The following is a 13,625-nucleotide window of genomic DNA, read 5'->3' on the forward strand; positions in this document are numbered from 1 at the left end:
GGTGTTATTTTTTAAAAAATGCTTCTACTTTAGGATCTATCGATGCCGATAGTTGTGCATAAGAACCTTCAGCATAATTGATACCGTCTACCAACAATATCATACGTTCAGAAATTACTCTTGCGCAGTCTACATCATGTGTTATTATTATAGAAGAAGTACCATATTTTTTTTGGATACTTCTCATTAATTCTATTATTTCCTTAGCGGTAATAGGGTCTAATCCGCTAGTGGGTTCATCGTATAATATAATCTTAGGTTTTAGTATTAATGTTCTTGCTAAAGCAACTCTTCTTTTCATTCCTCCCGATAATTCGGTTGGCATCAAATCCATCGTGTGGCCAAGTCCTACATTTTCTAAAGCTTCTAATACTAAGGTGCTTGTATCTGATAAATTTCCTAGTTTCTTTTGGTGTCTTCGCAAAGGAAACTCTAAATTCTCTCTCACAGTCATGGAATCATAGAGTGCACTACCCTGAAAAAGAAACCCAATGTCAGAACGTAATTCATCAAGTGTTTGACGGTCTAAGGTTGAAATTTCTTTGCCCATTACTTCTATATAACCACTATCTGGCCATACAAGGCCAACCAAGCACTTTATCATTACAGATTTTCCAGAGCCAGATTTACCCATGACAACTACATTTTCACCTTCATAAAGATCCATGTTAAAACCGTTCAGTACATGGTTGTTCCCAAAGCTTTTACAAACATTTTTAATTCGTATTACTGCTTTTCTGTTCCTTTCGCTTTCCACGTTCTGAATGTTATTAGTTGCTATTGAATTCGTTTTATCCATTTATTTATAGTTCATAAAAAATATCTGTAACAAAAACAGCTATAAAATCAACGATAAATAGAAAGAGCGATGCCATTACTACAGCCGTATTCGCTGCAATACCTACACCTGCTGTACCTTTTGTACTATTGTATCCTTTATAGCAACCCACCAAACCGATTACAAAACCAAAAAAGAATGACTTTATAGTTGCGGGTATTAGATCTCCCCAATTTAAAGCATCGAAAACGGTATTAAAATATAACTGAAATGATACGTCACCTTTTATATTTTCAACTAAGGCTGATCCATATAGGGCAATCAAATCTCCAAAAACAACAAGTAATGGTAACATTAAGGTTGTTGCCAAAATTCGTGTAACGACTAAGTATTTAAACGGATTGGTTCCTGATACTTCCATGGCATCAATTTGTTCGGTAACACGCATAGAACCTAATTCGGCACCAATGCCAGAAGCGATGCGACCAGCACAGATAAGAGCTGTTATAACAGGGCCAATTTCTCTTACAATAGAGATTCCTACCATATTTGGCATCCACGATACAGCACCGAACTCGATTAAAGTAGGTCTTGATTGCAAAGTTAAAACTAAACCAATAATGAATCCTGTCAAGCCTACAAGAAAAAGAGACCGCACTCCCATTTGGTAGCACTGTCGCAAAAGCTCCCGAAACTCAAAAGGAAGGGAGAATACTTCTTTGAAAAAGCGGCCTGCAAAATAAGATAAATCCCCAATTTGAATAAAGAATTGCTTTATGCTTTTGGTCATTTTTGATTTTACCAGGGTGATTTGAGACGTATCTGACATAATCAAATATAGATAGGGTAGAACTAGTTAAAAATGACATTGCTCATATATATAGTATGAGCAATGTCATTTTTAACATAAATAGTTTAATCTACTTTCGATTAAGATTTTAATGAAGATTATCATATGCAAGAAAAGCTTAATAAGGATGCCAACCCTATGTTTCTAAGGGAAGAACGTGCTTTTCTTGATGGTCCAAGAAGTAGATTTGAAGAGCTGTGGTTTACGATTAAGGTTCAGTATCAGTTTATTAGAGCATTTAGAAAGCTACACTTTATAGGACCGTGCGTCACTGTTTTTGGATCGGCAAGGTTTAATAGTGACAATGTATATTATAAACAGGCAGAAGAAGTTGGTAAAGCATTATCTGAAATGGGATTTGCCGTTATGACCGGGGGTGGTCCTGGTATTATGGAAGCAGCCAACAAAGGAGCTTATCTTAACAATGGATACTCTATTGGTTGTAATATTATTCTTCCACACGAACAAGAACCAAATCCGTACTTACATAAATGGATTAATATTCCATACTTCTTTGTACGCAAATTTCTGTTATTGAAGTATTCTTTTGCTTTTGTTGTCTTGCCTGGGGGAATAGGAACGTTAGATGAGCTTTTTGAGGCTGTAACTTTAATTCAGACCAAAATGATTCACAATTTTCCTGTAGTTATTTTTGGTAAAGAATTTCATAAAGAATTATATCATCATATTAAAATAATGGCGGATAATGAAAGCATTTCAAAAGAAGATATGGATTTAATGTTTTTAACTGACTCTGTAGAAGAAATGAAAGCGCATCTTAAAGAACATGCAGTCAAAAGATTCGGACTCATTAAAAAACCTATGAGGACAAGATGGTGGTTTGGAGAAACCCAACCTAAATAGAAAATAATATATTGGTTTTGCCTAAAAATAATAAGTTATCATAATGAGATTCAGATATATAAATTTATTATACCTAATTTTTTCTTTGATTTTTTTCATCTCTTGTCTTTCTAAAAAGCAACCGAATTTAGAATCGGTGCAAATAGATAGTTCCGAAATTTCAAAGGTGTACAAGAAGAAAATAAAGGAACCAAGTCGTGTACAGGTTTTACAGAATATTAGAGTAGGAAAATATTTTGAATTTATGGATTCTTTAGTGAGCAAGTACGATTCGCTTGTGCCGTACTCTTTATCTGAGCACCTATTGGTTCGAAATAACCCGTGGATTATAGATACATTGGCAAGTACTGATTATTACAGAATGATGGCCCGTGACTCATTTGTTTATGATCAAAAGCAAATGATTGTTCTTCCAAAAGGAAGCCAATTAAATATTCCAGATTCTCTTAGTGCTTGTAAGTTACTAGACAACTTTTTTAACACCGAAATTGATATTAATATTCCAGAATATAAATTAAGGGTTTTTCAAGATTCAATATTGTTATATACTTTTCCGGTTAGAGTAGGGCAGTATAGGGAGCGCTATTTAAAATTTGGAGATCGAGTAACTGATTTAAGAACAAAAACAGGAAAAGGTAGTATAGTAAAACATGTAAAGCATCCAGATTTTTATAATCCTGTGGATGGAAAACGATTTTATGTAACTCGAAGAGATGATGGTAAAACAACTATGATGCCCCAAATTCCTTGGATAGAAACTGAAATTAATAATATCAGAAATGGTCAAATGATACACCCTACAACAAACCCCAAAACTCTAGGGAAGGCTTATTCTAATGGTTGTGTCGGAGTAGGTGAAGCTGATGCCTGGATAATTTATTACTATGCACCATTAGGTACTAAGCTTAAAATAAGATATGATTTAGAGACTTATGATGAGGGTATGGTAATTTCCGTACTTAGAGATGTTTATAATTTAATCGATTAGAATGAATATGAATTGTGTTTAAGATAGTGGTTTAAATAAGTCGTAATGATAATTTTATTAATTTTACTGAAGTGAACAAGTTGTTTTCCATATTATTATCTACGTTGATCATGCTACAGAGTTTTGGCGTGCACTATGATGATATTGTTCAATTAGATGACTTAATTGAACATGCAGAGTTTCACAAAGCTCAATATGGCGATAATATGATTGTTTTTCTTTCCAAGCATTACGGTGAGTTAAAGGCGCAACACCAGAGAGATCATCAAGAAGAAAAGAATGATCACGAAAAATTACCTTTTAATCATAGTAGCTCAATTTCTTCAGTTGCAGATATGGTTATAAATCCTTTTGGAACGGAATTAAATCAATTTGAAATAATTGATTTTAAAGTTTTAAATTTTCATTATCAGGCACCTACCTCTTCTTTGCATACAGAGGGTATTTTACAACCACCACGCATTTCATAATACAATCGATTTTTAAATTTTTTAGTTCAAATTCATCTTTATGATTTTGAGCGTCTAACATTGATTTATATGAAAAAATGCTTTCACATATTATTAATTTCAGTTTAAAGAATAAACTTATTATTCTATTATTTACCGTATTCATAATTGGCTACGGTCTATATGCACTTTCACAAATTCCCATTGGGGCAGTACCAGATGTGACGAATAACCAAGTTCAGGTAATTACCACGTCACGTAATCTATCTACTCAAGATATGGAGCAATTTATCACCTATCCTGTAGAGTTAGAAATGGCAAACTTGCCAGGGGTTAAGGAAATTCGTTCAGTATCAAAGTTTGGCCTATCGGTAGTAACCATAGTATTTGACGATGATTTAGGAACGTATTTGCCAAGACAACTCATAACGGAGAAAATTGCGTCAGCTTCCGAGAAAATACCTAAAGGATTCGGTACACCTCAAATGGGTCCAATTACGACCGGTTTAGGAGAAATCTACCAATATGTTCTGGAGGTTGAACCAGAATATAAAGATGAATACACCGTAACAGATTTAAGAACCATACAAGATTGGATCGTTAAACGGCAATTGTCTGGTATACCCGGTGTTGTAGAGGTGAATACGTGGGGTGGATTTTTAAAGCAATATGAGGTAGCCATAAATACTCAGAAGCTAAATGCCATGAATATTACTGCAAGCGATGTGTTTAAGGCATTGGAAAGCAATAATAGTGTTTCTGGCGGCGGCTATATAGAAAAGGTGAATCAAGCTTACTTTATTCGTGGAGAAGGATTGGTTTCATCGTTAGAAGACATACGAAATATCGTCATCGTGAATAAAGATGGTGTCCCTGTTTATATTAAGGATATAGCCAATGTTGATTTTGGCAGTGCTATACGTTTTGGCGCAATAACCGGTAATGGAGAGGGAGAAAAAGTATTGGGGCAAGTAATGATGCTTAAAGATGCGAACTCTAAAAAGGTTATAGAAGCTGTTAAAGAACGTGTTGCCAAAATCTCCAAGACCTTACCAAAAGGGGTGTACATTAATCCGTTTTTAGAGCGAAGTGAACTAATAGCTAAAACTACTTTTACCGTAACCGAAAACTTAATTTTAGGATGCTTGATTGTCATCTTCGTGGTCGTATTGCTATTGGGGAACTTCAGGTCTGGTTTAGTAGTAGCATCGGTAATTCCGTTGTGTTTGTTGTTCGCATTATCACTCATGTATATATTCGGAGTCGATGCCAATTTAATGAGTTTAGGAGCTATAGATTTCGGTATCATAATAGATGGTGCGGTAATTATTGTAGAGTTTATAGCCTTCGAAATAACCAGAAAACAGCAAGAGATAAATAGTCTGCAAAAATTGGAGAAGCAGCATCTAAAAGATGAAATTACTTTTAAAGGTGCTTCAAAAATGATGAATTCTGCCATTTTTGGGCAGCTGATTATTTTAATCGTATTTATACCTATTCTGTCATTAAGTGGTGTGGAAGGCAAAATGTTCAAGCCTATGGCATTGACATTTAGTTTTGCTTTAATTGGGGCAATGATTTTGTGTTTTACCTATGTACCAGTTGCAGCATCAATTTTCTTAAAACCATCGAAAGAGTCTGATAAAAATATTTCGGTTCGTTTAATGAAATGGTTGAACAATAAATATGAACCAATTATTCATTGGGCATTACAAAGTAAAAAACTGGTTCTGGGAATTGCGTCAATTTTACTTTTATGTTCTGTTTACCTATACACAACGATGGGCGGGGAGTTCGTACCCACATTGGATGAGGGAGATTTTGTGATACAGCCAGTTTTAAAAACAGGAACATCGTTGAGTAAAACGGTAGAAATAACAACCGAGATTGAAAAAATACTACTGAATAATTTTCCAGAAGTACAGCAGGTAGTTACCAGAATTGGTGCTGCAGAGGTGCCAACTGACCCTATGTCTATGGAAGAAAGTGATGTCATTATTAAACTGGCTCCGAAAGGGGAGTGGACAAGTGCTTCTAGCAAAGATGAGTTGGCAGATAAGTTCAAAGAGGCATTGTCGGTAATACCAGGTATGGAGGTGGAGTTTACGCAACCTATAGAAATGCGTTTTAATGAATTAATTACCGGTGTTCGTGCAGATATCGCCATTAAGATTTTTGGTCCTGATTTAGATGTTCTTGCCAAAAAAGGTAACGAAATTGGAGCGCTGATAAAGAATGTGGAAGGAGCTGCAGATATCAGTGTGGAGAAAATTGCGGGTTTACCTGAAATGAGCGTTAATTATGACCGTGCTAAAATTGCCAGATTCGGCTTGAATATTCAAGAATTGAACGATATGGTATCCATGAGTTTTGCCGGAAAAACAGCTGGTAGTGTTTTTGAGGGGGAAAAGCGTTTTGACCTCGTAGTTCGCTTAGATAAGGCTAAGCGACAAGATATCGATGACCTCAAAAATTTATATGTAGACCTGCCAACTAGTGGTAAGGTACCATTAAGTGAAGTGGCAGATATCACTTTTAAAAAAGGTGCTGCAAAAATATCTAGAGATGATACTAAAAGGCGAACAGTAGTGGGAGTAAATGTGCGTAATCGAGATTTACAATCAGTAGTAGATGATGTTCAAAAACTGATTAATGAAAATGTAAAGTTACCCACCGGATATACCATTACCTATGGCGGTCAATTTGAAAATCTACAAAGTGCTAGAGACAGACTTTTAATAGCCGTGCCTATTGCATTAGTACTCATTTTTATACTGTTATATTTTGCTTTCAAATCTGTAAAAGAGGCGCTTATGATCTATTCTGCTATTCCATTGGCAGCAGTTGGCGGTGTACTCTTATTATGGATGAGAGGATTACCATTTAGTATATCTGCCGGAGTCGGATTTATTGCCCTTTTCGGTATAGCGGTACTAAATGGCATTGTTTTGATAGAACATTTTAAGGAGCTTAAAAACCATTCATTCAATAGCATTGAAGATTTGATAAAACAAGGAACTAAAGACAGATTAAGAGCGGTATTGCTAACTGCTTCTGCAGCGGCACTTGGGTTTTTACCAATGGCCATTTCTACAAATGCAGGGGCAGAAGTTCAACGACCGTTGGCAACAGTGGTAATAGGAGGTCTATTTACCGCGACTATATTGACCTTGGTAGTTTTGCCCGTGCTGTATTCCATCTTTGAAAAACATGATAATTTTAAAAGCATTTCGTCTAAAACACCAATTAAAAAAGGTATTGCGTTTATAGCACTTCTTATCTCTGTGGGAGTTTCGGCACAAGAATCTAATAGTCAAAATCTTGACGAATTAATTCCTTTGGCCATTGAAAATAACTTGGGCTTAAAAGCAGGTAGGTTAAAAGTTGACGAATCTAAATCAATGATTAATAGTGCCTTTAATTTTAATAAAACCCATGTGTATTATGAATACGATGAAAATAATCTTGCCATAAACAATGTGCCATTAAAAGTATTTGGTGTGCAGCAAGATTTTCGTTTTCCAACAGCATATTTTTCTGAAAAGAGAGTGAATAAGGTTAAGAATAATTTGGCGCAGAGTGAGTATGATATTCAGAGCAAAGCGATAATAAAAGATGTTACTTCAGGGTATTATGAGTATCAAATTGCACGTGAAAAAGTTAGGGTGTATAAAAGGTTAGATAGTTTGTACGCTAATTTTTCATCTGTAGCAGCAAGAAAATTCGAATTGGGCGAAACCAATTATCTTGAGAAAATTACGGCAGCGTCAAAACAGCGAAAAATCAATTTAGATTATAAACAAGCCATTCAACATGTATCAATGTCATATGCTAATTTAATACGAATAATACAGGTAGAAGATAGTTTGGTTCTATCCGAAGAAATGAATCTTAAAATTAGTTTAAAGGATATAAATGTTGATGCTACTCCTGAGATTGAATATTATGAAAATAACATGCAATTAATGGCGGCAGCAAGTAATTTAGAAAAACAACAATTACTTCCAGATATCAGCTTAGCGTATTTTCAAGGTACAAATTCAGAATTGAACGATAATCTTTTAGGATATCAATTAGGTTTAAAAATTCCTTTACTGTTCAGCGGACAAGCCTCTAGAATTAAAGCATCGAAAATTGCTAAAGAAAGAGCCGTTACCGAGTCCATAGCATTTAAAGTTCAAATAAAGTCCAAACAAGAAATCTTACTACAACAGATAGCACAGATTCAAAATTCTTTGAATTATTATGAGAACGAAGGGGCTAAGCTATCCGATGAAATATTGAAAACGGCACAAATTAGTTTTAAAAATGGTGAAATTGATTTCTACCAATACATACAAAGTCTAGAGAGTGCCTATGACATTAAATTAGGATACTTAGACAAATTGAAAGAGTACAATGAAACCGCAACGGACATTAATTTCTTAACCTTATAAATACTGCATCATGCAAAAAAACATATATAGAATAGTAATCCTTTTCATCTTCGCCATAGTTTTAAGTTGTGGGGATAAAGAAAAGCAAGCAATAGAGAGTGGAGCGTCTGAAGCTAATACTGATAATCGTATTCAAGTTACTCAAGAACAATTTGAACAAAACAACATGAGTTTAGGGCAAATTAAAGAAAGTGAATTCCCTATAATGGTGACTACATCTGGTATGATAGATGTACCGCCAGAGAATAGGGCGGTCGTTAGTGCCACCATGGGTGGTTATATTAAAACCACACCTTTGTTAATAGGCGATAAAGTTCGGAAAGGTCAATTACTAGTTACTATAGAAAATCCGGAGTTCGTGGCTTTACAGCAAGAATATATGGAGGTCAATGGACAGTTAAGTTATTTGAAGGCAGAGTATGAACGCCAACAAACCATGGTTGCCGAGAATATTTCTTCTCAGAAAAGTTTTTTAAAAGCTGAGAGCGATTACAAAACGGGAGTGGCAAAGTACAACGGACTCAAAAAGCAATTGGGCATGTTGAATATTTCGGTAGAACAAGTTGAAAAAGGAATAATAAGTTCGGTGGCATCAATTTATGCGCCCATTGCTGGGAGTATAACCAGTGTAAATGTTTCAAAAGGGACTTTCGTTTCCCCAGCAACTTCTATCATGGAGATAATTAATAATGACCATATTCATTTAGAATTATCGGTTTTTGAAAAGGATATTATGAAAATAAAAAAAGGGCAGCTGGTAGAATTCCGTATTCCAGAAGCTTCTTCAGATATTTACAAGGCAGAAGTTCATTTGGTAGGTACCTCAATTGACGATAATAGAACAATTAAGGTTCATGCCCATTTAGAGGATGAAAAAGTAACTAATTTTCTCACAGGAATGTTTGTAGAGGCTAGTATAATAACAGATTCTTCAACTCAAATGTCACTGCCTACAGATGCAATCGGAGTTATAGATGACCAATCATATGTACTTCTTTTAGATGAAACAAAAGAGGGTAATTATTATTTTGCACAGGTGCCGGTAAAAACCCAAGGTAGTTATCAGAATATGACCGCATTAGATAAAACGACAATTTTTAAGCAAGGAGCACAATTTTTAACAAAAGGCGCGTTTAGCCTGATAGGAGAGTAGGTTAAAAAATGACTTTTTAATTTTAAGAAAATAATGTGATTTTCTTAGAAAGGTACTGGTATAATTATTGACTTAATCTAAGTCTATTTAATAAAAAGATATGAAAAAGTACATATTGTTAGTGTTGTTTATAGCTGCAGGAATGGGTTCATCGTTTGCACAAGAATGGCAAACCGATTTAAGTACAGCAAAAGAAATAGCGAAATCAAAAGACTTACCAATTGTTTTAGTATTTCAAGGTTCAGATTGGTGTGCACCTTGTATTAAATTAGATAGGGAAGTTTGGTCTACAGATGAATTTAAAACGTATGCTAAAAATCATTATGTAATGTTGCAGGCAGATTTTCCTAGAAGAAAAAATAATGCATTATCTCCAGAACAAAAAGATAAGAACAAAGCTTTAGCGGAAAAATATAACAAAAACGGTATTTTTCCTTTCGTGGTGGTCATGAACGGTGATGGTGAGGTTTTTGGGGAAACTAGTTATAAAAAACTATCTCCAAAAGAATACATAAATGAAATGAATTCATTCATAAAATAGGGTGAAGAACATAGTCCTCATATTAACGTTGTTTTCTGTAGGGTTACTCAGTGCTCAAGAGTCATATAAACGTACCTTAAAATTAATGGGGAGCCGTTTTGACATTACAGTGGTAGCTAAAAATCCCGTTGAAGCGAATGAATATATCGATTTGGCTGTCAATGAAATAACAAGAATTGAGAAGTTAATATCTTCTTGGGATTCAAACTCTCAAACATCAGAAATTAATAAAAATGCAGGTTTGAAACCAATAAAGGTCGATGTCGAATTATTCGATTTGATTCAAAGGTCAATCGGTATTTCTAAACTAACCGATGGTGCTTTTGATATTAGCTATGCTTCGATGGATAAAATTTGGAAGTTCGATGGTAGTATGAAAGAGATGCCTTCTGCAGATTCAATCAAAGCATCCGTTGAAAAAGTTGGTTTTCAAAATATAATGTTAGACAAAGAAAACAATACTGTTTTTTTGAAGCTAAAAGGTATGAAGATTGGTTTTGGTGCTATTGGTAAAGGCTATGCAGCAGATAAAGCAAAGGACTTATTAATATCAAAAGGTGTTGTTTCAGGAATCATTAATGCATCCGGTGACATGAATACTTGGGGTAAGCAACCAGATGGGAGCGAATGGAAAGTTGCCATTACGAATCCTATGGATAAGAATAAGGTTTTTGCCTTGTTGCCTATATCCAATGGGGCAGTAGTGACTTCAGGTAATTACGAGAAGTATGTGACCTTTAATAATATTCGATACACCCATATTATTGACCCGCGAAGTGGATATCCCGCAACGGGTATTATCAGTGTCACCGTTTTCGCCCCAAAAGCTGAATTGGCAGATGCTTTGGCAACATCGGTATTTGTGATGGGAAAAGAAGTCGGATTAAATCGTATCGAGCAGTTACCAAAAGTAGAATGTATAATAATTGATGATAAAGGAAATATTATCACATCGAAGAATATAGAAATAGAAAAATCATGATAAAGAATTTTTTAATTTTTGTCTTAATAGCGGGTTCCTTTAGTAGCTGCACAGTGTTAAAGGAGTATGAAAAGATTAATATAAATGATCCTGATATGGTTTTACAGGATAAGAAAGTTGATCGTAATGTAACTACCATGCACTCTTATAGAGAGGCTGCTGCTGGAGCAAATGGCGGAAAAACGGGTGGTGGCTGCGGCTGTAATTAATTAAAATAGAACTTCACAAAAAATGAAAATATTTAAAACTATAGGTTTTACAGTAACACTACTCTTGTTTGTGACATGTTATGCGCAACAGGAACAAGATTCAATTAAAACTTATAAGAAGCGTGTTCTAGAAACTACCGAAGTAGATTTTCTCACTAGTTATTACGGTCAAAGTGGTGACAATGCAGCAGTGAGTGGTGGTATAGGAACGGAAGAATTAACAGATGTCACAGGAACTTTTGTAGTTTCAATTCCGTTGAGCGATGATGATGTGCTAACAATTGATGCGGGTGTATCCGCTTATACTTCTGCATCATCTAGTAACGTTGACCCATTTGATGGCGGACAGCCAGCTGATCCTTTTGTAGCTAGTTCTGGTGCGTCTAGTTCAGATACTTGGGTAAATTTATCGGGCTCATATAGTCATAGTTCAGATGATAGAAATACCATTGTATCGGGTAAACTATCGGTGTCTTCAGAATATGATTATTTCTCTTTAGGTTTTGGCGGAGGTTTAACCAAATTATTCAATGAGAAAAATACAGAAGTTAGTGTAAATGCCAATGTGTATTTAGATAAGTGGAATTCTATATATCCGTCAGAGCTTAGACCTTTTGCCAGTGGAGCTAATGGTTTGGCTAATGGCTTCTTCTCAAATAAAACGATTACGGGTGATACTAACTACAGCCCCATTTTTGATAAATTTTCAGACGAAACAAGAAATTCCTATTCTGTAGGATTTGGTTTTTCGCAAATTCTAAGTAAAAATCTTCAGGGCTCATTGGCGTTAGATTTTGTACAGCAACAAGGGTTATTATCGACTCCGTTTCAACGTGTCTATTTTGCTGATGTAGCAGATTCTTTTATAGAGAACTTTCAACTGGCCGATGCCATTGAACAATTGCCTGATAGTCGGTTTAAAGTAGCCGTAGGGGGCCGTTTAAACTGGTATGTAAATGAGACCGTGGTGGTGCGAAGTTTTTATCGATATTATTATGATGATTGGGGTATTAGCTCGCACACGGCAAGTGTAGAAGTACCGATTAAGATTTCAGATAAGTTTACAATATATCCTTCCTATAGATATTATCAGCAGACAGCGGCAGATTACTTTTACGGATATGAAGAAGCCTTATCTACCGATACATATTATACTTCCGATTATGATTTATCGGAATATTCGGCAAATCAATTCGGAATGGGAGTTTCGTATACAGATATATTTACAAAAGCACATATTTGGAAACTTGGGCTTAAAAGTATTGATTTGAAGTTTTATAAATATGACAGAGATACCACTTTTAGTTCTAGTATAATAACAGCAGGATTTAAGTTTGTAATGGACTAAATCTCTAAATGAAATAAAACAAAAAAACAGGTCGCTAGACCTGTTTTTTTGTTTGTATCTAAATTGAGTTTAGGTTTATTCTGTAATAAAGGTTGAATGTTTTAAATTATATTTCAAATATCTTTAACAAGATTAAAATTGAAAATGATGGAATTGAGAAAGGAATATGACCTTATTTGTGTTGGTACAGGTATCATGAGTGCAACGTTAGCATTATTAGTAAAGCAGTTAAAGCCAGATCTTAATGTACTAATCGTTGAACGATTAAATCAGGTAGAGTAAGAAAGTTCTGCTGCTTGGAACAATGCAGGTTAGGGGGCACTCGGCCCTATGTGAACTTATATATACCAGAAGGTGAAGAGGGTCATGTGAACATAAAAAAGGCAATTGACATTTGTACGCAATTTAAAACCTCAAATCAGTTTTGGTCCTTTTTGGTAAATGAAGGCTTCATTAAAGACTCTAAATATTTCATTACTCTAGACCCACATCGTAGCTGGGTACAAGGTGAAGAAAATGTAGGCTATCTAGAAAAGCAGTACAAGGCCTTTAAAGAGCATTTTATGTTCGATAGTATAGAGTTTTCTAGGGAGGTAGGGAAAATGAAAGAATAGTTTCCGCTAATGATTCATGGGCGTACAGAAGATGAAATTATGGCCGCGTCAAGAATAGATAGGGGTACAGAAATGAATTATGGCTCATTAACAGAACAGTTGTATGATATTTTAGCTACGGAATATGATACCGAAGTATTGTTCAATACAGAAGTACTAGACATAGATTCTGACAAGAATGAAGATTGGTTTTTAAAGATGGAGAAAGCTTTTCCTAAAATGATTACATCTGAAGTTGGAAAACTGAAACTAAATAAAAAGGTACCCTTCTATAAAAAAGAAGTGACTCAAGACTTATTTGAAGAAGAACTTAAAAAATCTAGAATTGCTTTAAAATTAGCTTAGAAAATTGCTATTTAAAATGTTATATAAAATTAAAAACGCCGGAAGATATCTTCCGGCGTTTTCGTTTG

Annotated in this window: 12 protein-coding genes and 1 pseudogene; 11 read left to right on the plus strand and 2 right to left on the minus strand. The window is 34.9% G+C overall.

Annotated features, from left to right (window positions below; genetic code table 11):
* Positions 1–4: 4 nt before the first annotated feature.
* On the minus strand, positions 5–799 hold the full coding sequence (locus B5X55_RS11070) for an ABC transporter ATP-binding protein (protein ID WP_079512686.1): 795 nt from the start codon (positions 797–799) through the stop codon (positions 5–7).
* A 4-nt stretch (positions 800–803) separates the two neighbouring features.
* Positions 804–1,607 (minus strand): MlaE family ABC transporter permease, encoded by an 804-nt coding sequence (locus tag B5X55_RS11075; protein ID WP_079512687.1) that lies wholly within the window; start codon positions 1,605–1,607, stop codon positions 804–806.
* A 126-nt stretch (positions 1,608–1,733) separates the two neighbouring features.
* Here B5X55_RS11075 and B5X55_RS11080 point away from each other — a divergent pair, with 126 nt between their 5' ends.
* From B5X55_RS11080 to B5X55_RS11125, 11 genes and pseudogenes are all read left to right on the plus strand, one after another.
* A complete protein-coding gene (locus B5X55_RS11080) occupies positions 1,734–2,492 on the plus strand; it encodes an LOG family protein (RefSeq protein ID WP_079512688.1) in 759 nt (252 codons plus the stop codon).
* 166 nt (positions 2,493–2,658) lie between these two features.
* The gene (locus B5X55_RS11085; RefSeq protein WP_234999717.1) at positions 2,659–3,480 is read left to right on the plus strand and encodes a L,D-transpeptidase; all 822 of its coding nucleotides are present in this window, start codon (positions 2,659–2,661) and stop codon (positions 3,478–3,480) included.
* 110 nt (positions 3,481–3,590) lie between these two features.
* Entirely contained in the window at positions 3,591–3,950 is a 360-nt protein-coding gene (locus B5X55_RS11090; RefSeq protein ID WP_234999718.1) for a hypothetical protein, read from the plus strand.
* A gap of 77 nt (positions 3,951–4,027) precedes the next feature.
* Positions 4,028–8,365 carry a CusA/CzcA family heavy metal efflux RND transporter gene (locus B5X55_RS11095; RefSeq protein ID WP_079512691.1) on the plus strand — a complete coding sequence of 1,446 codons (4,338 nt, stop codon included), beginning with the start codon at positions 4,028–4,030 and terminating at the stop codon, positions 8,363–8,365.
* A 10-nt stretch (positions 8,366–8,375) separates the two neighbouring features.
* Positions 8,376–9,518 carry an efflux RND transporter periplasmic adaptor subunit gene (locus B5X55_RS11100; protein WP_079512692.1) on the plus strand — a complete coding sequence of 381 codons (1,143 nt, stop codon included), beginning with the start codon at positions 8,376–8,378 and terminating at the stop codon, positions 9,516–9,518.
* Between the two features lie 100 nt (positions 9,519–9,618).
* Entirely contained in the window at positions 9,619–10,059 is a 441-nt protein-coding gene (locus B5X55_RS11105; protein ID WP_079512693.1) for a thioredoxin family protein, read from the plus strand.
* Between the two features lies 1 nt (position 10,060).
* Positions 10,061–11,041 carry an FAD:protein FMN transferase gene (locus B5X55_RS11110; protein WP_079512694.1) on the plus strand — a complete coding sequence of 327 codons (981 nt, stop codon included), beginning with the start codon at positions 10,061–10,063 and terminating at the stop codon, positions 11,039–11,041.
* The gene (locus tag B5X55_RS11115; RefSeq protein WP_079512695.1) at positions 11,038–11,250 is read left to right on the plus strand and encodes a DUF4266 domain-containing protein; all 213 of its coding nucleotides are present in this window, start codon (positions 11,038–11,040) and stop codon (positions 11,248–11,250) included. The genes B5X55_RS11110 and B5X55_RS11115 overlap by 4 nt, the downstream gene beginning before the upstream one ends.
* Before the next feature lie 22 nt (positions 11,251–11,272).
* Complete coding sequence (locus B5X55_RS11120) at positions 11,273–12,598, plus strand: DUF3570 domain-containing protein (protein WP_079512696.1); 1,326 nt, start codon at positions 11,273–11,275, stop codon at positions 12,596–12,598.
* A 144-nt stretch (positions 12,599–12,742) separates the two neighbouring features.
* Positions 12,743–12,880 carry a malate:quinone oxidoreductase gene (locus B5X55_RS19140; protein WP_262494157.1) on the plus strand — a complete coding sequence of 46 codons (138 nt, stop codon included), beginning with the start codon at positions 12,743–12,745 and terminating at the stop codon, positions 12,878–12,880.
* A gap of 86 nt (positions 12,881–12,966) precedes the next feature.
* Positions 12,967–13,557 (plus strand): annotated as a pseudogene (locus B5X55_RS11125) (malate:quinone oxidoreductase).
* Positions 13,558–13,625 lie beyond the last annotated feature (68 nt).

This window comes from Maribacter arcticus (assembly GCF_900167935.1).
Lineage (GTDB): Bacteria > Bacteroidota > Bacteroidia > Flavobacteriales > Flavobacteriaceae > Maribacter > Maribacter arcticus.